20 protein-coding genes and 1 pseudogene are annotated in these 19,893 nt (G+C 37.5%); 3 read left to right on the forward strand and 18 right to left on the reverse strand.

The genetic code is table 11. The features are described 5' to 3' along the window. The 3 genes from AWW78_RS06550 to AWW78_RS06560 all read left to right on the forward strand — a co-directional run. The coding region (locus AWW78_RS06550; protein ID WP_047134645.1) for a nucleoside recognition domain-containing protein at positions 1–450 on the forward strand (450 nt) is incomplete at its 5' end. Next, positions 447–986 (forward strand): spore maturation protein, encoded by a 540-nt coding sequence (locus AWW78_RS06555; protein WP_047134646.1) that lies wholly within the window; start codon positions 447–449, stop codon positions 984–986. The genes AWW78_RS06550 and AWW78_RS06555, both read left to right, overlap by 4 nt. A gap of 30 nt (positions 987–1,016) precedes the next feature. Beyond that, complete coding sequence (locus AWW78_RS06560; RefSeq protein WP_047134647.1) at positions 1,017–2,357, forward strand: hypothetical protein; 1,341 nt, start codon at positions 1,017–1,019, stop codon at positions 2,355–2,357. A gap of 35 nt (positions 2,358–2,392) precedes the next feature. Here AWW78_RS06560 and AWW78_RS06565 read toward each other — a convergent pair whose 3' ends face one another. From AWW78_RS06565 to fabZ, 18 genes and pseudogenes are all read right to left on the reverse strand, one after another. Beyond that, positions 2,393–2,653, reverse strand: coding sequence for a hypothetical protein (locus AWW78_RS06565; RefSeq protein ID WP_047134648.1), 261 nt, complete (start codon positions 2,651–2,653; stop codon positions 2,393–2,395). A 38-nt stretch (positions 2,654–2,691) separates the two neighbouring features. Then, on the reverse strand, positions 2,692–3,852 hold the full coding sequence (locus AWW78_RS06570; protein WP_047134649.1) for a trans-sulfuration enzyme family protein: 1,161 nt from the start codon (positions 3,850–3,852) through the stop codon (positions 2,692–2,694). 31 nt (positions 3,853–3,883) lie between these two features. Beyond that, positions 3,884–4,849 (reverse strand): annotated as a pseudogene (locus AWW78_RS06575) (PLP-dependent cysteine synthase family protein); the annotation flags it as partial. 278 nt (positions 4,850–5,127) lie between these two features. Beyond that, entirely contained in the window at positions 5,128–5,811 is a 684-nt protein-coding gene (locus AWW78_RS06580) for an ABC transporter ATP-binding protein (protein ID WP_047134651.1), read from the reverse strand. 22 nt (positions 5,812–5,833) lie between these two features. Continuing rightward, positions 5,834–7,012, reverse strand: a complete 1,179-nt coding sequence (locus AWW78_RS06585; RefSeq protein WP_047134652.1) for an ABC transporter permease — start codon at positions 7,010–7,012, stop codon at positions 5,834–5,836. A gap of 18 nt (positions 7,013–7,030) precedes the next feature. Next, positions 7,031–7,750, reverse strand: coding sequence for a Fe-S-containing protein (locus AWW78_RS06590; protein ID WP_075426168.1), 720 nt, complete (start codon positions 7,748–7,750; stop codon positions 7,031–7,033). A gap of 11 nt (positions 7,751–7,761) precedes the next feature. Then, on the reverse strand, positions 7,762–8,391 hold the full coding sequence (locus AWW78_RS06595; RefSeq protein WP_047134653.1) for a zinc-ribbon domain-containing protein: 630 nt from the start codon (positions 8,389–8,391) through the stop codon (positions 7,762–7,764). 62 nt (positions 8,392–8,453) lie between these two features. Next, positions 8,454–8,996, reverse strand: a complete 543-nt coding sequence (locus AWW78_RS06600; RefSeq protein WP_047134654.1) for a DUF2231 domain-containing protein — start codon at positions 8,994–8,996, stop codon at positions 8,454–8,456. 85 nt (positions 8,997–9,081) lie between these two features. Continuing rightward, the gene (locus tag AWW78_RS06605; RefSeq protein ID WP_047134655.1) at positions 9,082–9,474 is read right to left on the reverse strand and encodes a hypothetical protein; all 393 of its coding nucleotides are present in this window, start codon (positions 9,472–9,474) and stop codon (positions 9,082–9,084) included. A 32-nt stretch (positions 9,475–9,506) separates the two neighbouring features. Beyond that, on the reverse strand, positions 9,507–10,052 hold the full coding sequence (locus tag AWW78_RS06610) for a hypothetical protein (RefSeq protein ID WP_047134656.1): 546 nt from the start codon (positions 10,050–10,052) through the stop codon (positions 9,507–9,509). Then, positions 10,049–13,315: an efflux RND transporter permease subunit gene (locus tag AWW78_RS06615; RefSeq protein ID WP_047134657.1), complete on the reverse strand. Its 3,267-nt coding sequence runs from the start codon at positions 13,313–13,315 to the stop codon at positions 10,049–10,051. Before AWW78_RS06615 ends, AWW78_RS06610 begins: the two co-directional genes overlap by 4 nt. 11 nt (positions 13,316–13,326) lie before the next feature. Further along, positions 13,327–14,946 carry an efflux RND transporter periplasmic adaptor subunit gene (locus AWW78_RS06620; RefSeq protein WP_075426169.1) on the reverse strand — a complete coding sequence of 540 codons (1,620 nt, stop codon included), beginning with the start codon at positions 14,944–14,946 and terminating at the stop codon, positions 13,327–13,329. Between the two features lie 29 nt (positions 14,947–14,975). Continuing rightward, positions 14,976–16,214 carry a TolC family protein gene (locus AWW78_RS06625; RefSeq protein WP_047134658.1) on the reverse strand — a complete coding sequence of 413 codons (1,239 nt, stop codon included), beginning with the start codon at positions 16,212–16,214 and terminating at the stop codon, positions 14,976–14,978. A gap of 139 nt (positions 16,215–16,353) precedes the next feature. After that, positions 16,354–16,737 (reverse strand): hypothetical protein, encoded by a 384-nt coding sequence (locus tag AWW78_RS06630; protein ID WP_047134659.1) that lies wholly within the window; start codon positions 16,735–16,737, stop codon positions 16,354–16,356. A 68-nt stretch (positions 16,738–16,805) separates the two neighbouring features. Then, entirely contained in the window at positions 16,806–17,609 is an 804-nt protein-coding gene (gene panB / locus AWW78_RS06635; protein ID WP_047134660.1) for a 3-methyl-2-oxobutanoate hydroxymethyltransferase, read from the reverse strand. After that, positions 17,606–18,373: a lipoate--protein ligase family protein gene (locus AWW78_RS06640; RefSeq protein ID WP_047134661.1), complete on the reverse strand. Its 768-nt coding sequence runs from the start codon at positions 18,371–18,373 to the stop codon at positions 17,606–17,608. The genes panB and AWW78_RS06640 overlap by 4 nt, the downstream gene beginning before the upstream one ends. Continuing rightward, positions 18,363–19,154 carry an acyl-ACP--UDP-N-acetylglucosamine O-acyltransferase gene (gene lpxA, locus AWW78_RS06645; protein WP_047134662.1) on the reverse strand — a complete coding sequence of 264 codons (792 nt, stop codon included), beginning with the start codon at positions 19,152–19,154 and terminating at the stop codon, positions 18,363–18,365. Before lpxA ends, AWW78_RS06640 begins: the two co-directional genes overlap by 11 nt. Next, positions 19,151–19,893, reverse strand: a 743-nt coding sequence (gene fabZ / locus AWW78_RS06650; protein ID WP_047134663.1) for a 3-hydroxyacyl-ACP dehydratase FabZ, incomplete at its 5' end; no start/stop codon positions are given. The genes fabZ and lpxA, both read right to left, overlap by 4 nt.

A 19,893-nucleotide genomic window follows, 5' to 3' on the forward strand; every position in this document is an offset into this window, starting at 1 on the left:
GCTGGTTTGATAAACCTATTGGCAAAGATTGTAAAGCCATTGACAAAACGACTCTTTCCCGATATCCCTCCCGAACATCCAGCAATAGGCGCAATCATAATGAACATCTCAGCGAATATGCTTGGACTTGGAAACGCTGCAACTCCACTTGGTTTAAAAGCAATGGAAGAACTCCAAAAACTTAATCCGAAAAAAGATACCGCAAGTGATTCAATGGTAACATTCCTTGTGATAAATACAAGCGGAATGACCTTAATTCCAGCAACAGCAATTGCCGTAAGAGCTGCGCTTGGTTCAGGTGATCCCGCTGCAATAATAAGCACGACAATTGTCGGTGGATTCGCCGCAACAATTGCAGGGGTAACCGCCGCTAAAATACTCCAACGCCTTAAAATCTTCAAAAAGGAACTCGAAGAAAACAACGAAAATAAAAAGGAAGTGGAAGGATGAGTTTCAAGGAAATAATGAACATAATTTCAATCGTAGCCATACCCTTTGTGATCTTTACTTTTTTAATCTATGGCTTTGCGAAAAAAGTCAAAGTCTACGAATCATTTGTCGAAGGTGCAAAAGAAGGATTTAACGTCGCTGTTAGAATAATTCCCTATCTTGTTGCGATGCTTGTTGCAATTGGAATTTTCAGGGCAAGTGGAGCGATGGATGTCCTTGTTGCAATTTTAAGCCCTTTGACAAACTTGATTGGTTTTCCAGCGGAAGCTTTACCAATGGCTTTGATGCGTCCCTTATCAGGAAGTGGTTCTCTTGGGATTATGACAGAGATAATGAAAACGCACGGACCTGATTCCTTCCTTGGGCTTTTAGTTTCAACAATGTATGGAAGCACAGAAACAACCTTCTATGTCCTTGCGGTTTACTTCGGTTCTGTAAATATAAGAAAGACAAGACACGCTGTGATCGCAGGTGTGATCTCGGACATAGCAGGCTTGCTTACTGCATTTTTTATTTGTAAATTAGTTTTCGGATAAAAACCAAAAATAAAAAAAGGAGAGATCAAAATGAAAAAAACGGTAATTTTACTACTTGCCATAACATTGTTAACCTCTGCGTATTCCCAACGCAGAGTTCAAAGGGAACCAATTCAACAGAAACCCCAAACAACGGGCGAATTTTCAGGTGGAATTGGACTTTCATGGTTTGATGGGAAACCGTATTATTTGCTCAACATCTCGCCCGAAATCGCATTTGGAAAAATTGGGGTTGGTCTTGATGTAAATTTAAGAATTGGCGTAAATGATGGAAAAATAAGAAACGAAGATTGGAATGAGCCCTATGACTTCTTAAGGGCGATAAGATATGTAAGATATGGTTTAAAAGGCGAGCCACTTTACGCACGACTTGGGGCATTAGATTACGCAAGATTGGGACATGGAACCATCGTTTATTACTACAAAAACAACGCAAGCTATGACGACAGAAAAGTTGGGCTTGAGTTTGATGTTGACTTTGGAAAATTTGGGTTTGAATCCGTCATCAGTGATTTGAAGAAAGTTGGTGTTTTTGGAGTTAGAGGATATGTTAGACCTCTTAAATTTACACCTGCTGGCAATATCCCAATAATTGGAAGCATTGAACTTGGAGCAACTTATGCAACTGACCTCGACAAGAGCGCGATTGCTCATTATGACCCCGTCAAAAGGGAAATAGTTCAAGACTGGGAAAGACCTGATGTTATTGGCTTTGATATTGGACTTCCAATTGTAAAGACAAAAATTTTCGGATGGGATGTTTATTTTGATTATGTTAAGTTCTTAAACTACGGCAGCGGAATTGCATACGGAAGCAATTTTGAATTTAGAGGACTTGGTCTCTTAAATATCGGTGCAAAAATTGAAAGAAGGAATTTTGGAGATCAATTCTTACCAAGCTATTTCAACTACTTCTATGAAGTTGAGAGGTTTAACCTAAGAGATACAGTCAACGCAACAAGTAAGTTGCAAAATCTAAAGCTCGCAAAAAAGACAGCAGGCACTTATGGAGAGTTAATTTTCACCATTCTTGGACAGTTACAAATCCTTGGAAGTTATCAACAACTTGATGCGACACCTGAAAGTGGAACTTTGCACTTAGACCTTGAATTTCCACAAGTTTTGCCAACAATCGTATTTGATGCTGGATACGATCGGAGGAATATAAAAAACTTTGGGGATGCTTTCAGACTTGATGAACGCTCCCTTTTGTATGCAGAGGTTGGGTATAAACCAGTTAAATATATTGTTATAAGCATGCTTTACCAATGGACATTCAAACCTATAAGAGTTGGTGATCAAACGAAGTACGAAGTTCAAAAACGGGTTGAACCAAGGGTATCGTTTGTATTTCCGTTCGGAGGGAAGTAAAAAAACTAAGGGCGTCGATCAGACGCCCTTTTTAATTAATCTTTGCGAAGTTTTAAAATAGCATTGTAAACCAGAGCCAGTATAACTCCACCGATAAATCCATCAATAAACCCTTCAATTAATCCAATAAATGCACCCGCTAAACTAATGGTATAAAATGGGAATAACTTGCTCAAGAACGCGCTTCCCCTATCACCTTGTAAAAAAAGAATAATTGTAGCTGCAAAAATCGCAAGCCCTTCAATGACCCCAAGCCCAACTCCGAGGGCGATAGGATTAATTCTTTGGTAATTCATTTTGGATTTTATTTTTAATTTCGTCAATTAATTGGACTTTAAAAAGCATGCTTAAACGCATTATCTAAATCTTCGATTAAATCATCGACATTTTCCAATCCCACTGAAACTCTGATCAAAGAATCTGTGATGCCTATTTTCTCCCTTTCATCCTTTGATAGATAAGCATGGGTCATAGTTGCTGGATGCTCAATTAAAGATTCTACCCCACCTAAACTTTCTGCTATTGAAAAAATTTTTAAATTTTCTAAGAATCTTTTGACCTCCCGAATTCCACCATCAATTTCAAAAGATAACACACCGCTAAATCCAGACATTTGTTTTCTTGCCAATTCATATTGAGGGTGGCTTTTAAGCCCTGGATAGTTCACTTTTTTAACTCTTGAATGCGATTCAAGATATGTAGCGATTTTCATCGCATTATCATTATGCTTCTCCATTCTTATTGCAAGAGTTTTTATCCCTCTTAAGACAAGATAACTATCAAATGGAGAAAGTATCGCACCAATCGCATTCTGATTAAACTTTAACTTTGCATAAATTTCTTCATTTGATAACATTATAGCACCACCAACTGAATCACTGTGTCCATTTATAAACTTTGTCGTGCTATGAACAACTATATCGGCACCAAGTTTGAGAGGTTTTTGAAAATATGGCGTAGCAAATGTATTATCAACTACAACTAAAATTCCTTTTTCTTTGGCGATCTCAGAAATTGCCCTTATATCGCATAATTTCATCAAAGGATTTGTTGGTGTTTCCAACCATATCAACTTTGTATTTGGCTTTATCGCAGTTTCAACATTTTCTAGATAGCGTGCATCAACATAAGTAAATTCAACTTTGAAATTTCTGTTTAAAATATCAAACAATCTTCTCGTCCCAGCATAGAGATCATCAAAAGCCACGACATGGTCACCTGAATTTAACAGTGTTAAAGCTAAAACTGTCTCAGCTGCCATTCCCGATGAGAAGGCAAGCCCAAATTGGGCATCTTCCAATGCTGCTAATCTCTTTTCAAGAGCATCCCTTGTGGGGTTTCCGGTTCTTGAATATTCATAACCTCGTGTTGGTTTCTCAACTTCTTTTCTTGCAAAAGTAGAGGAAAGGTGGATAGGAATTACAACATCACCTGTGCCTCCCTCCTCCAAATTTGGCTCTTCACCTATGTGGATTGCTTTTGTTTCGAATTTCATAGCAAAATTAATTTATTAGTTTTTAATCGATGAAACCTTTTTCTTTCATCCATTCATCGTTAAATATTTTACTTATGTAATTCCTGCCCGTATCAGGTAGTATAACCACAACAACTTTATCCTCGGGTAAACTTTGAGCTACTTTAATTGCTGCGTGAACCGCTGCACCACTTGAACCTCCAGCAAGTATTCCCTCTTCCCTTGCAAGTTTACGTGCCATATAAAACGCTTCAGCATCACTTACCTGAATTATATCATCAATAACTTCAAAATGCATCGTCTCACACAACATATCTTCCCCAATACCTTCAACCATATAAATCTTTGGCTCTATAAGTTTTTTATATTTAAACCAATCGTGATACACAGAACCTATTGGATCAACCGCTATAACTTTAACATTTGGATTTTTTTCCTTTAAGAATTTCCCCACTCCTGATATTGTTCCTCCAGTGCCGGCACCCGCAACAAGATAATCGATTCTTCCACTCGTTTGAGTCCATATCTCTGGTCCCGTCGTCATGTAGTGGGCTTCAACATTATCCTCATTGTGATATTGATTTACAAAATAAGAATTTGGTGTCTCTTTGGCGAGTCTTTTTGCTACCTCATAGTAACTTTCGGGGGAATCTGGAGGTACATTCGTCGGACAAACAATAACTTCGGCTCCGAATGCTTTTAAAAGGTTTATTTTCTCTTGGCTCATCTTATCAGGGATCGTAAAAATGGCTTTAAATCCCTTTACCGCAGCATACATAGCTAATCCTATCCCGGTGTTTCCAGATGTGCTCTCAATTATCGTCCCGCCGGGTTTTAGTAATCCGTTTTTGATTGCTTTCTCAACCATATATACAGCTATCCTATCTTTAACGCTTCCCCCAGGGTTCATAAATTCAAGCTTGGCTAATATAGTTGCCTTTATCCCAGCTGTGACCCTCGTTAACTTAACAAGCGGAGTATTGCCGATTAACTCAAGTATGTTTTGATGGTAATTCATAACGATCCGTGAAATTTTTGTTTTAAATTCTTAACATTATGAAGAAAATTAGAAAAACGCGCTTCGGGGTTTACCACTGAAAAAATATGAGGAAAATGAGAAAAGTAGCTATCGGGGACAACAAAGAGAGGAACATTGTGAGGATTTAAGGAAGAGGGAAATGTAAAGTTCTAGTTGTAGGATTATAATACCTTCAAATGAGTTATGTGACATCATGATCTCTCAGGCTTTTATTTTTAATCTTAATAAAGGTAAAAAATTTAAAAGTAAAAACAAAACTATGGCAGAACTTCTATACCCAATAATTTGCCGTCTTTAACATAAACACATCTATCAGCAAATTTTGCGTTCTCCGGATTATGCGTTACAACTATAATTGTTTTTCCACTATCGTTCAATTCCTTAAATAACTTCATTATCTCAATTCCTGTTAGGCTATCAAGGTTTCCAGTTGGTTCATCTGCAAGGATTAATAGTGGTTCATTAACAAGAGCTCGAGCGATTGCAACACGTTGTTGCTCCCCACCACTTAATTCGTCGGGGAAACGTTTCATTTTTGAAGATAAACCAACCCTTTCAAGAATTTCCTTAGCCTTGGCTATTTTTTGCTCCTTCGTGTAATCTGTAACAATAAGGGGAAGCATCACATTTTCAAGCACAGTTAAATATGGAATTAAATAGAAGGATTGAAATACAAATCCAATATACTCACGCCTGAAATCAGCTAACTTTTCCTGACTTAAACTGTAAATATCTATGCCATCAACAACGACAGTTCCACTCGTTGGACGATTTAATCCCCCAATTATAGACAACAAGGTACTCTTGCCCGAACCCGATGGTCCCATGATTACAACGAACTCCCCATATTTAACCTCAAGCGTTACATCCTCCAACGCCTTAACGACTTCCGAACCCGTTAAGTAATGTTTTGTAACATTTTTAAGTTCTAATAGATTCATTTTTTCGCAAATCTTTTAATTTTTAAAGTGCCCTTAAAGCTACTATTGGGTCGATCTTTGAAGCTTTGGTTGCTGGGTAAATCCCAGCAATGATACCAATTCCAAGAGAAATAAAGATCGAAAGAATAAACAAAATCCAGTCAAAACTGACCTTAACATTAGTTGTCCCAGAAAGTATAGGTGAAACAATCATTGATACACCCCAACCAAGTAAATACCCAAGCAAACCAGAAACAAAACTTATCACAAGGATCTCAGTTAAAATAACTCTCATGATGTGATTTTGTTTGTAACCAATGGTTCTGAGTATGCCTATTTCTTTCGTCCTTTCATTTACTGAAGCGAGGATATTGGTAAAAATTATTAAAGCGCTTATCAAGAGAATTATACCTGATATCCCAAAAGAGAATTTACCAAATCTATGCATCACCTCCATTCTTGACTCCACTAATTGCTTTATAGCGGTCACCTTAGCATTTGGTAAAACATCAGATATTTGCCTCACTATTTCTTCCACTGGGCAATTATAGCAAAGCGCTGCAACTTCTGCAAGGGTTATGGTTCCATGTTTTTTCAACAAATCTTGAACACTCCTTAAATCAGCAAAGATCATCAAATCGTCTTGAGAGCCTGTCTCCTCAAGTATTCCAGATACTTTAAAAACCTGAGCCTCAATATTTACGACATCACCGATTTTTAAATTAAACGATCGTGCTACCTCGCTTCCAATTACTACTTCATCCTTGCCCGAAGGTTTCCTCCCCAAAATTTTCCACCACTTTTTAAGCTTAAATTCGCTTTCAAAATTAACCCCACAAATTATCGCACTTTTCATTAAACTATTCGATCCTACATTTACCTTCACGATGCCAATAAGCTTTGGCGAAACAACACTTATATTCTCTCTGTTTTTAATTGTTCGAATTTTTAATATGTCATCTTCCCTTAGTTCATTTTTCTCATATTCAACAGATGAGATCATCATCCCACCATAAGTAATGGATAAGCTATTTGATTTCGGAGTTACAAGGATGTTTGCACCATATTCGTCAAGCTGTTTTGCAAAGTTTTCATTTACAACCCTTGATATCGTTATTAAAACAACGAAAGTAAAGATGGCAAGGACAAGGACAAATAGAAGAAGAAATGTTCTTAATTTATGCCTTAAAAGATTTTTAATCGAAATGCTGTATAGCTTCATACAACTTCAAAATTTGTTTTAAATTCTTCGCCTCCAGTTTATCACGATGCTTTCATCTATCTGAATTTCATTCCCAACTATAGTACTTGGTATTGGATCAGGTGGATACTGTTGACAAGCTCCGCTTATGCCCTCAAGATTTTTAAGACGCCATCTCGTCCCACAAGCATTACAAACAATTTCGTCTTCCTCGGTATAAAATCTCTCGGAATTGCACGGCTCACAAATACTTACAGCAGTTACAAGTTTGCCCTCAGGGGATATGTAAGCAAGCAAAGGAACTTTGATGTTTCCTTTTACATACTGAAAGCCAACAAGTTTTTTCTCAACAACTATATCAAGTGGAACAATTATTTTCCCATTCCTAACCTCTGGTTTAATGTCAAACATCCGCAGATTAACATTACTATAACTAACCTTAGATGTGACTTTAGGCTGTGCTTCTATCACAGGATTTTTATATGAAGGTAGTGAGTTATAAACCATAAAAATCATGAAACCGATGATAATTAACAATAGCAAATAAACACTCAAATTTCTAGATTTCTTGCTCTTACCGCCATCAAGTATTTTATCTCGCTTGCTTTTGAAATCAGACTTTGGCTCACGCTGTTTAGCTTCAGATTGAATGTCAGAAGAAGCTTTTTTGAGTTCAGCAATTTTATATCCACAGTTTGAGCAAAAGTTTGCCTCAACTTTTATCCTCTCTCCACAATTTGGACAGAAATTTACAGACATCTTTACCTCCGTTATTTTAGTTTTAACTCAAGCTTTGTTCCGAATTTATCTTTAAACTCAGGTTTGATATTTCCATAAGTTTGATTTACAGTAATTATAAGGTCATCAACCGTTTCACCTTTAAGTAACCGTTCTCTTATAAAATTTTTCTCTTGGATTGCATATGTACAGTCACAAGTTTCTAAAGGTAGGTTGCCACATTGACCACACCCACATGTAAATTTTGATGAAACTTCATAAACTTTCGCTTCCACCTCCGATGAAACATTTACTGATGCAACTTTACTTGAGCTAACCTTTTGCTTTTTTGCCCCATAATTTGTGTAAAAGTAAATAAGTAAAACTAAGACCACAAATGAAATAACACTGGTGAATATAATTTTAACTATCTTGTCATTTTGAAAGCTGTATGCCGAACGATATTTTATTTTTCTTGGCTTGCTAATCTTTTGTATGTTCTCAGATAACTCAAAATCACCCAACTCGACGGGATGACCACAAGTTGAACAAAATTTGTCTTTAATCTCAAGTTTTGAACCACAGTTAACGCAGAAATTATGTGCTGTTTCAATTTTAGTTCCGCAATTATGGCAAAATTTTTCGCCTCGATATAATTCCTCACCGCAGTTTTTACACTTCATTGTTCACCTCACTTGATTATTTTTAAGTCAAGTTATAAAGAGCAAACTCCTTGAACCAAAAATTAACCATGTGCAAGAACACCACCGTAAAAACCAGTGACCAAAACTAAAACAAAAGTGATAAGACCTATAAGCCAAGAGAATCTTTTTAATCTCTTGACACTTAAGAATAAAAACCATACCCATATCGAAATTGCCGTCACTATTCCAAGCGTCTCATGTGTTTCAACTACCCACTCCTTTGATGTATCTTCAAACGCAGACTCTTGTAAAACTCCAGTTAAATACGCTGCGATTGCAAATACTCCAGCAAAGAAAATCAAGAGATTAACTGAGCTTGAAAACTTGTCCCACTTAAATCCTAGGATGGTAAGTATGAACCCTGCAACAACAAAAGCAACTGGAAAGTGAACTATCTTGTTATGAACATGCTCAAGTAGATTTTCAGATAATTTAATTTTATACGGTTGAACATTCTGAATTGTCTTTAAAGTATCAACATTTGTTTTTAATGTATCTTTTTTATCATGCCTTTCTTTTCCATGAGCAAAAGCAGCAATGGAGATTATAAGCATTAGAATAAACACCGAAAAAATGCGCGTCATATAATTCCCTAATTTATCTTTTCTTTAAAAATTTTTTTAAAACCCCGCGCCCCAGAAGTTAATCCCAGGGGCGCGAGGTAGAAGTTTAATGCATATGCTCCTTATGCTTGTGTTCTTCTTTTTTCATCTCTTCTTTCTTCTCCATCATCCCCTCCTTTTCTTGCTCCATCTTTTTCATCATCTCCATCATTTTCTTACTACCCATCATCATCTTGCACATACTTTCACCCATTGCGGTATCTTTCTCGGCATAAGACATAACATGCTCCGCTATCATATCCCTTGCATGTTCATCAGCCATGGCTTTGTCTAAAAGTTTCATCATAAGTCCATGGTTGCTCACAATGTAGCTTAAAATTTCATCCGTAGTTTTAGGATCCTTGAAGATTTCCTCTGCTTTTTTCTGTTGTTGTGCAAAGACTGAATTTAACGCAAGAAGCATACTTACAAAAACTGAGAGAAAAATTTTACTTTTCATACCACTATTCCTTTTTTGTTTTGATTTTTACTTTAAAAAATAAATTTAATTGCCATCATAATTATCATAACCGCAATGCCAATCGCTCCATACATCATAGTTCCATGCATATCCATCATTGAGCTCCAAAAGTTTTTAGGTTTTAAGAGCTCAACTTCAAAAATTACCTCCTTTTCCACACCGGTTTGTTCATCCACAAATTTTACAACTAAATCATAACTTCCTGGTCGAGATAACTTCTCTTTTAAGAAATATTTCCCTGGCTTTACCATTTCCAGCTCTTTTGTTCTAGAAATCTCTACGCTGTCTTCAGGTGTTGCATCCAGATAGTTTACATTTAGAAATATTCTCACGCCCTCAGGCAGGTTATGCATTTCCTTGTCTTCGATTTCAACCTTCAGCTCAAATTCCCGATTAAGTTCAATTTTTGGCAGATAAATTTTAGCGAGATAATTCCCAAATATGATTTCCTTAATCCGTTGGGCGCTTTGCATTTCAGAACCGTGAAGGTGCTGAGATCGCATCGGGGTAAAAAGAAGGATAAAAGATAACAGGAATAAAATTTTTTGATTTTTCATTTTTCTTGAGTTTCTTCTGTTTTAATTTCTTTTCTTAAGCTCCAGCTTCTCCAAATAAGGTAAATTGCCGGATAAACGATAAGTTCGAGTATAAAACTTGTAACAACCCCACCAACCATCGGTGCAGCTATCCTTTTCATCACATCTGCTCCTGTTCCATGACTCCACATTATTGGCAAGAGTCCTGCGATTATTGCGGAGACGGTCATCGCCTTCGGTCTCACCCTTTTCACTGCACCATGATAGATAGCTTCTTTTAAATCACCAATCGTTCTCAGTAAACCTTTCTTCTTCCATTCCTCGTAAGCAAGATCAAGGTAAAGAAGCATTACAACCCCTGTTTCAGCATCAAGTCCAGCTAAAGCAATTATTCCAACCCAAACAGCAACGCTCATGTTATAACCAAGGATATACAAAAGCCATATCGCGCCAACAAGTGAAAATGGAACAGCAAGGAAAACAATGATTACTTTTGTAACTGACCTTGTATTCAAATAAATTATCACGAAAATTATGAGCAAAGTTGCTGGGATTATGTAATAAAGTTTCTGTTTAGCCCTTTCCATATATTCAAATTGACCGCTCCAAGTTATCGTATATCCAGGTGGAAGTTTGATATTTTCTTTCACAGCTTGCTGAGCCATCCTCACATAAGTCCCAACATCATAATCTCTGAAGTCAACATAAATCCATACATTTGGCCTTGTATCCTCACTTCTTATAACCATCGGTCCTTTTTTAATTTCAATATCCGCAAGTTGCCCAAGTGGAACTTGTGCACCTGTTGGAGTTGGGACAAGAACACGTTTCAAATTTTCTATATTATCTCTTAACTCCCTCGGATAGCGAATGCTTACAGGATATCGCTCAAGGCCTTCGACTGTCGTCGTGACTTCCATTCCGCCAATCGCTGTCATTATAACATCCTGAACATCCCCAACTGTTAAACCGTACCTTGCCGCTTCTTCCCTTTTAATTTTAAAGTCAACATAATTTCCGCCAAGAATTCTCTCAGAATAGGCTGAAACGGTGCCTGGAACTTTTCTTATCACTGCCTCAATTTGTTTTCCAATCTCTTCAAGTGTTTTCAAATCAGGACCGGCAACTTTTATCCCAACCGGGGTTCTTATCCCTGTTGAAAGCATGTCAACCCTTGTCTTTATAGGCATAGTCCAAGCGTTTGACAAACCGGGGATTTGAAGTGCCTTATCCATTTCTTTTATAAGCTTTTCAGGTGTCATCCCCGGGCGCCACTCTTTTTCAGGCTTTAACATTATTGTCGTTTCAACCATGTCAAGCCCAGCCGGGTCGGTTGCAGTTTCAGCTCTTCCAATTTTACCAAAAACATGATGAACCTCCGGAAATTGTTTTATAATTTTATCCGTCTGTTGTAAAATTTCTCTTGCTTTGGTAATTGAAATTCCAGGCAAAGTTGTCGGCATATAAAGAAGGTCCCCTTCCCACAAAGGTGGCATGAACTCTGAACCAATTTTTGAAAATGGGATATAGGTTAAAATCAAAATTATAACAGTTGCAACTATAACAAGCCATTTGAACCTTAAGACAAAATGTAAAACGGGATGATAAATTTTCATTAAAAATCTATTGACAGGGTTTTTCTCCTCAGGCGGGATTTTTCCCCTGATAAAATATCCCATTAAAATTGGGACAATTGTAATTGAAAGAAGGGCAGCTGCTGCCATTGAATATGTTTTCGTATATGCAAGCGGTTTAAATAATCTTCCCTCTTGAGCTTCCAATGCAAACACTGGAAGAAATGAAACTGTAATGACAAGAAGAGAATAAAAAAGCGAAGGACCTACTTCCTTTGAAGCATCAAGAATTATCTTCCAATGGTCTTTCTTACCAGAGTCATGCTCAAGATGTTTATGCGCATTCTCAATCATTATGATTGCAGCATCAACCATTGCCCCAATTGCGACAGCAATTCCACCCAAAGACATTATGTTGGCATTTATCCCCTGGATCTTCATTATTATAAAAGAAATTAAAATTGCAGTCGGAAGCGTAAATATTGCCACCAATCCACTTGTAAAATGAAACAAGAACAGCAAACAAACAAGGGCAACAATAATTGACTCCTCAATTAACTTTTCCCTTAATGTTGCAATCGATCTTTTTATCAGCTCAGACCTATCATATACAGTTATAATCTTAACATCTTCCGGAAGACCTGCCTTTAACTCCTCAAGTTTCTTTTTAACTCCATCAATAACTTTCAAAGCGTTTTCACCATGCCTCATCACAATGATACCACCAACAACCTCACCTTCACCGTTAAGCTCCGCTAACCCTCTTCTCATCATCGGTTCAATTGAAATCGTGGCTATATCCCCAAGGTAAATCGGCGTTCCTCCACCGAAAATTCTATTTTGCGTGGATTCTCCAGTTGAAGGTGTAAGTTCCGAGCCCATATTTGAACTTCCCATACTCATTCCAGTGGATTCACTCGTAGGCATTTGAACCATTGCTCTGGATGCTCCCTGAGAAGCTCTGCTCACGCCAACGGGAATTCGTTTTATGTCTTCGATTGTCTTTATATAACCCAACCCTCGAATCATATACTCCATCTCACCCATCTCTATGACTTCACCACCGACATCATTATTGCTTCGTTTAATCGCCATTTCAACTTGGCTTAACGGAATATTATATGCGAGAAGCTTATTAGGATCAATTGTTATTCTGTAGTTTCTCACATATCCACCGATGCTTGCAACTTCAGATACGCCTTCAACACTTGTAAGAGCATATCTAAGGTACCAATCCTGAATTGAGCGCAACTCACTCAAATCTCTTTTATCCGACACGAGCGCGTACATATAAACCCAACCCACGCCGGTTGCATCCGGACCAAGAGCTGGAACCACACCCTTTGGGAGCTTATTCATCGCATAATTTAAATATTCAAGCACACGACTTCTCGCCCAGTAAAGATCTGTGCCATCCTCAAAAATGACATAAACAAGAGAAAACCCAAAGAACGAATAACCGCGCACAACTTTTGACTTTGGAACTGACACCATCGCCGTTGTAAGCGGATAGGTGATCTGCTGTTCAACAATTTCAGGTGATTGACCTGGATATTGGGTATAAATTATAACTTGAACATCACTTAAATCAGGGATAGCATCAATTGGAATCGTTTGAATCGAGTAAATTCCTGCAATGATCGCAAATATGACAACAAGTATAACAAGAAATTTATTGTTCACCGACCACTCAATTATTCTCTGAAGCATAGGTTAAAACCTTATTTTCGTTTTAAATATTTTTCTGGATCCTTTTTAAACTTTTCCATATCGGATTTCATGCAGAAGTAATACTTTTTCCCATTGTAAACATACGAAAGCTCCTCGTCAGGCTCTATCTCCATCCCGCAGACAGGATCAATAACTTTACTCACTGCTTCGGATTTTTTCTCCTCTTTATGCTCTTCATGGGATTCGCGCTTTAATTCTTTCCTTTCCTCATGCTTATGTTCTTTCATCTTTTCAGGTTTTTTACTTTTCTCACCCGCTACTTCAGATTTTGCTTCCTCATGTTTATGTTTGCCTGAATCTACCATCTCCTTCGCTTTTTCCTTTTCTTTCTCCTCTGGGAGCATGCTCCCATGTTGATGAGTCAATACGGCAAGTGCAGCTTTGAGATTGCTCTCTGAATCTATGAGAAAATGCGACGATGTAACTATGTTTTGATTTTCATGCAAACCTTCAAGCACTTGATAATAACCGTCAGCAAGAACGCCAAGCTTAACATCAATAGATTTAAATCTTCCACCGCCAAGCGCTGCAACAACTATATCTCTTTTGCCCGTCCTTATCACAGATTGTTCAGGCACGACTAAAGCATCAATAGCAACTTTCGACTTTATATTGACATTTACATACATATCGGGCTTAAGCAAATACCCAGGATTTTCAAATTCAAGTCGCACCTTTACTGTCCTCGTCTCAGGTTGAAGGAAAGGATAAACATAGACAACTTTCCCCTTTAGAACTTTCCCAGGAATATAGGACAGTTCAACTTCAGCTTCTTCTCCAACCTTCACCCAAGGCAATTCATATTCATATACATCAGCGTAAATCCACACGGTTGACAAATCTGCAATTCTCATCAGAGTCATACCCTGCGCAACCTTTGTCCCAAGGAAAACATTTTTCTCAACGACAACACCATCAACAGGGGAATAAAAGACTAATGTTTTTCGGACCTGTTTCGTGTTTTCAAGCTCTTTTATTTGCTCCTCGCTTATATCCCAATAGAGAAGTCGTTTGCGAGCGCTTTCAACAAGCAGATTTGCACCCTCAATTATATACGAATCTTTACTACCTGAAACACTTTCCCTGTAACTTATTGCCCTAAGATACTCCTCCTGTGCAGTGACAAGTTCAGGACTATAGACTTCAAATAATGGTTCACCCTTGCGAACAAACTTACCCGTATAATCAACATAAAGTTTTTCTATCCATCCGGAAATCTTTGTTGTAAGAACTGTAATTTTTGTTTCATTGTAGTCAACCCTTCCAACTGTTCTTATTGTTTTTGTCAATCTCATTCTTTTTACAGGTTCAATTTTAACTCCTATGTTTTGAACTATTGCCGGGTCAATTCGGATAATTCCGGGTTCGGACTCCTCTTCTCCTTCATAAACGGGGACAAGATCCATTCCACAATCAGGAGCTTTCCCAGGCTTATCGCTTGTAATCCACGGATGCATTGGATCTTTATAGTAAAGAATTTTTCGCTCCGACTTTATCTCACTTTTAGGGTTTTCCACATGAGAAGAATTAAACAATCTTGAAAGAGAATACCCAACAAAGACGGAGATAATCGCAACGGCAATGACTATTAAAATATACTTTTTGTTCATCTTTTTCGATTTTTTATTTTTTAAATTTTTTAAAATAGTCTCGTTCCTGTTATCATCTCAAGTTCTGCAAGTTTTGAATGATAATCCGAAAATATTTTTTCATACTGGATTTGATAATTGTAAAGAGACATGAAGTTGTCGACAAGGGTCATAAAGTCAATTTTCCCCACTTGATACCCAACAAGTCCAATATTTAAATTTTGTGTCGCTTGGGGTATTAAACCATTTTTATAAAGGTCGATTAATCTAACATTCTTTTCAATTTTGTTAAGTGTTTCCTGAATCATTTTTGAAATCTCATTTTTCATCGCCAGATATTTTGCTTCAGATTGCGATATAGAAATTTCCGTTTCTTGGATTTTCAAATTTTGCTTCCGCCAGAAGAATACCGGAAGATTCATTCCAACCGAAAGGCTTAACATATCAAGCGCTTTCATCCCAGACGGATCAATAGCCGAACGTACCCCGTATGAAAATTTAACTTCAAAATCAGGTATCAATTCCTTTCTTGCCAGCCGGTTCATAACTCTATCCTTTTCAACCATTTTACCCATAGCAATTAACATAGGATTATTTTCAAAAGCAAGTTTCTCGATTTCATCGAAGCCCTTCGTAAATTCAACAAAGCGCATTTCATCGGGGACATAAACTGAATCCATCGGTTTCCTATAAAGCAAGGCATTGAATCGCGCTATCATATCTTTCCTTTCCGTCTCCATTTTCACTAGTTCATCTATCATTTTTGACAATTCAACTTGTGCTTTCAAAACATCCTGCTGAATTCCTTGGCCAGTTGCAAATCTCGTCGACGCTATTTTGACAAAATCTCTCAAAAGGTCAATACTTCTTCTCGTTATCTCGATCGCCCTTGTCATATAGTAAATTTCAAAATAAAGCATCTTAACACTTGCAATAAGCTCAAGTCGTTTTGATTCATAAATTTCCTTCGCTATCTCATAATCTTTTTCAGCCATCTTCCCCATCAGAGAGTATTTTTCAGGATACATCAGCATTTGTGAGATCCCGATTTCTTTCATCGTCATCATATCTGCCGTAAAGCTAAAGTTTGTAGGCAAATTTATTATCCCAAGCATTAACATTGGATCAGACGGGGTACTCACCTGCTTAATTTTTCTGTCCGCAGCTTCAACTTGAAGCTTATACGCCCTTAATTCTTGATTGTTCTCAAGAGCAATCTTAATATAATCATCAAGTGTTTGAGAAATGGCAATGCTGATAGATAAACACAGCAAAATTAAAGTTTTCATAGTTCCAAAATTTTTACTTTTCGAAATTTTTATCACGAAATTATTTAAAGCCAATACAAAAAGACAAAATACGGCTCACCTTTAGAGCAAAACTTATTCTATAAGAACCCATCGGTTTAAAAATAGCCAAATGGAGTAATTAAATCAAAAGGGAAGAATTTAATATCGGCAGGTCAAGTTTCGGTGGTGAAATGGGGTGAAAATAAAGAACCGGCAAGACAATAAGGCTTGAAATAGGAATTATCTCAGACTTTAAGTTCACCTGAACTGAAATTAGCTTTAAGGCATCGTTTTTAAAACTCACAAAATCTTGAACATTCCCTTTCTCGAATTTCTTCGCAGAACAGCATAGCATCTTTTCTTGCAATATCAAGGCAGAATCATCTTCCCTAACTTCGCATAAACAAGAATAAAATGACTTACTTCCCATTTTCATTTGGCACATCGATACGACATTCGAAAATTGAACGGTTCCCATCAAGAACACAATCAAAATCAATATGTGTAAAAGCTTCCTAACCATAGCAGAAATTTAAAGTTTTCAACTCGCTGTAATTTAAAACAAAATTTTAACTATTGCAAGTTCCAATATCAATAAGATTCACTTTCGCTGGGAAATTTGCCAGTTTTCACATCGGAAATATAATTTTTAAACGCATCTCTTATAACTTTTGAAAGTTCAGCGTATCTTCTGACAAATTTTGGCTTAAATTCTTCGAACAATCCAAGCATATCGTAAACCACAAGAACTTGACCATCGCAATATGGACCTGCACCTATCCCAATTGTCGGAACCGAAACCGATGAAGTGATTTTCCGCGCAAGTTCTGAGGGTATCTTTTCAAGGACTATTGAAAAAACACCAGCCGATTCAAGTGTTTTCGCATCGTTTAAAATTTTATCAGCTTCACTTTCCTCAACCCCACGCACATCATAACCACCAAACTTATGAATGCTTTGGGGAGTTAAACCAAGATGACCCATAACAGGGATGCCAACACTTGTCAACTTGTAGACAACCTCCGAAATCTCACTTCCACCCTCAAGCTTAACCCCACTTGCGCATGTCTCCTTTAAAACCCTTCCGCAATTCTTAACTGCCTCCTCAACATTTATTTGATAAGAAAGGAATGGCATATCAACTACTACCATCGCTCTTTTAACACCTCTGCACACCGCTTTAGTGTGATATATCATATCTTCAAGGGTAACTGGCAAAGTCGTCTCATGTCCCTGAAAAACATTCCCAAGAGAGTCGCCAACCAAAATGACATCGATCCCTGATTCATCAAGTAGCTTAGCGATTAAAAAATCATAAGCTGTCAACATAGCGATTTTCTCACCACGCTTCTTCATTTCAAGCAAAGTTTTTGTCGTCACCTTATTCAGGCTCATAAAATCATTTCCAATAACTTTGTTTCGCTTATCTCTTCAAAACTTATACCAAATTCAACCTCAAATCCTCTCTTCAAAGACTCCGCCACCTCTTCAAAACTTACATTACGGCCTAAAATTTCATTTAAACAAATCGTTTTTCTTTCAATTTCCAATTTCATTTTCTCAATTAAATCTTGCGACTCAACCTTTAAGAATTCAGGTAACTTTTTATGAAATTCACCGATCAAAATTGAACCATGCTGAAGGACAACATCACCATATCTTCTCTGTGCACTGCCAACGACTTTTCTACCAGCAAAATGTATCTCATACTTGGCTGAAGTTGCAAAGCAAGGAATGGAGCTAAATTGCTTGTAAATTTTTGAAAAGTTAGGTTGTGACTCCTCAAGTTCAAATTTCGCACCAAGTAAACTCAATCCCTTTGCTATTCCCCGACTTAACAGATTATAAACCTCAAGAACTGTTTTCCCAGCCCCATCCACCACTATTGAATATGTTAACTCCTCCGAATGAAGTATAGCTCTGCCACCAGTGGGTCTTCTAACGAAATCAAACCCTGCCTTTTTTATCTTCTCAATGTCAAAAACGGATTCATCTTGATTATATCCGATCGAGATTGCGTAAGGTTTCCATCCGTAAACTCTTAACACAGGCCTTATTTTACCTTTGCCAAAAAGATGGGCTAGCCCTCTATCAAAATTCATATTAAATTCACCATCACGAAAACCCGTATTCAAAAATAGCCATTTTCTACTGATCATAAGGTCCTCTAATTATTCCTCGCTGACTTGATTCGATGAAGTTAATTATATTTTGAACTTCAGGAATAAGTTCAAATTCTTCTTTCAATTTTTTTAAGGCTTGCGAGACATTAAGATTTGATTGATAAATTATCCTATACGCATCTTCTATCTTTTCGATCGTTTCCTTTTTAAAGTTTCTCCGCCTTAAACCAACTATGTTAAGTCCCTCAAACCTTAACGGCTCTCGTGCAGCCATTATATAAGGGGGAACATCCTTCGGCACGCGCCATCCCCCACCAACAATTGAATGTTGACCAATCCTAACAAATTGGTGAACGGGAACAAGTCCGCCAATTACAACATAATCCTCAACTACTACATGACCACCTAAATTAACAGCATTTGCCATTATAACATTATTACCTACCACACAATCGTGTGCGATATGCACATAAGCCATTAACAAACAGTTACTACCAATTACAGTTTTCCCCGAGTGGGCTGTGCCTCTGTTAAGTGTGCAAAATTCACGAATTATCGTGTTGTCTCCTATTTCAAGTGTTGTCTCTTCACCTTTAAATTTTAAATCTTGCGGAATAGAACCAATCGAAGCCCCGTGGAAAATTTTACAATTCTTCCCTATCCTTGTCCCATATCCAATGAAAACATTTGGACCGATAACCGTTCCATCTCCGATCACAACATTATCTTCAACTACGGTAAAAGGTCCAATTCGAACATTATCCCCGATTTGAGCATTCGGGCTGACTACAGCTCTAGGGTCAATGTAGGTGCTCATGATTCCACTTTGGAAGTTTGTTGAATAGATGTTAACTCGGTTTTTGTAACGATAGCTGCCATCATCTCAGCTTCAGCTACAAGCTTACCGTCCACATAAGCCTTGCCTCGCATAGTGCAATATTTACTTCTCTTATCAACCATCTCAACTTCAAAAACGAGAGTATCCCCAGGAAAAACAGGTTTTCTAAACTTTGCATCTTTTATAGCCATAAAATAAACATATTTATCATCCATGTTTTCCTCACCATTCAAAAGCAAAATTCCTCCAGTTTGAGCCATTCCCTCAATTATCAAAACACCCGGCATTATTGGATGTCCCGGGAAATGGCCTTGGAAGAAAAATTCATTTCCAGTCACATTCTTAACTCCCACTATTTTCTCTCCCATCGTGAAGTCAACTATCTTATCGACGAAAAGGAAAGGATAACGATGTGGCAAAATTCTTTGAATTGCATTTATATCAAAGACAACACCTTCCTTCTTCTCAAATTGATACCTCTTGACAAGCTTCTTCTGCAGATAAAGTTTCCTTATCTTTTTCACAAACTCAATATTGCTTGCATGCCCAGGCCTTGCAGCAAGAATTTGTGCCCTCATCGGAGCCCCAACGAGTGCAAGGTCACCTAAAAGATCAAGCAACTTATGTCTGGCTGGCTCGTTTTTAAACCTTAAAGTTTTATTATTTAAAATTCCGTTGCTTCCAAGAAATACAACTTCGTTTAAGCCAAATTTCTTGC

Origin of the sequence: Candidatus Kryptonium thompsonii, from assembly GCF_001535985.1 — a bacterium.
Classification (GTDB): Bacteria; Bacteroidota; Ignavibacteria; order Kryptoniales; family Kryptoniaceae; genus Kryptonium; species Kryptonium thompsonii.

Bases quoted from the DNA above. Each gene is read 5' to 3' on its own strand.
- AWW78_RS06555 (WP_047134646.1), top strand. From the start codon at position 447: ATGAGTTTCAAGGAAATAATGAACATAATTTCAATCGTAGCCATACCC.
- AWW78_RS06560 (WP_047134647.1), top strand. From the start codon at position 1,017: ATGAAAAAAACGGTAATTTTACTACTTGCCATAACATTGTTAACCTCT.
- AWW78_RS06565 (WP_047134648.1), bottom strand. From the start codon at position 2,653: ATGAATTACCAAAGAATTAATCCTATCGCCCTCGGAGTTGGGCTTGGG.
- AWW78_RS06570 (WP_047134649.1), bottom strand. From the start codon at position 3,852: ATGAAATTCGAAACAAAAGCAATCCACATAGGTGAAGAGCCAAATTTG.
- AWW78_RS06580 (WP_047134651.1), bottom strand. From the start codon at position 5,811: ATGAATCTATTAGAACTTAAAAATGTTACAAAACATTACTTAACGGGT.
- AWW78_RS06585 (WP_047134652.1), bottom strand. From the start codon at position 7,012: ATGAAGCTATACAGCATTTCGATTAAAAATCTTTTAAGGCATAAATTA.
- AWW78_RS06590 (WP_075426168.1), bottom strand. From the start codon at position 7,750: ATGTCTGTAAATTTCTGTCCAAATTGTGGAGAGAGGATAAAAGTTGAG.
- AWW78_RS06595 (WP_047134653.1), bottom strand. From the start codon at position 8,391: ATGAAGTGTAAAAACTGCGGTGAGGAATTATATCGAGGCGAAAAATTT.
- AWW78_RS06600 (WP_047134654.1), bottom strand. From the start codon at position 8,996: ATGACGCGCATTTTTTCGGTGTTTATTCTAATGCTTATAATCTCCATT.
- AWW78_RS06605 (WP_047134655.1), bottom strand. From the start codon at position 9,474: ATGAAAAGTAAAATTTTTCTCTCAGTTTTTGTAAGTATGCTTCTTGCG.
- AWW78_RS06610 (WP_047134656.1), bottom strand. From the start codon at position 10,052: ATGAAAAATCAAAAAATTTTATTCCTGTTATCTTTTATCCTTCTTTTT.
- AWW78_RS06615 (WP_047134657.1), bottom strand. From the start codon at position 13,315: ATGCTTCAGAGAATAATTGAGTGGTCGGTGAACAATAAATTTCTTGTT.
- AWW78_RS06620 (WP_075426169.1), bottom strand. From the start codon at position 14,946: ATGAACAAAAAGTATATTTTAATAGTCATTGCCGTTGCGATTATCTCC.
- AWW78_RS06625 (WP_047134658.1), bottom strand. From the start codon at position 16,214: ATGAAAACTTTAATTTTGCTGTGTTTATCTATCAGCATTGCCATTTCT.
- AWW78_RS06630 (WP_047134659.1), bottom strand. From the start codon at position 16,737: ATGGTTAGGAAGCTTTTACACATATTGATTTTGATTGTGTTCTTGATG.
- panB (WP_047134660.1), bottom strand. From the start codon at position 17,609: ATGAGCCTGAATAAGGTGACGACAAAAACTTTGCTTGAAATGAAGAAG.
- AWW78_RS06640 (WP_047134661.1), bottom strand. From the start codon at position 18,373: ATGATCAGTAGAAAATGGCTATTTTTGAATACGGGTTTTCGTGATGGT.
- lpxA (WP_047134662.1), bottom strand. From the start codon at position 19,154: ATGAGCACCTACATTGACCCTAGAGCTGTAGTCAGCCCGAATGCTCAA.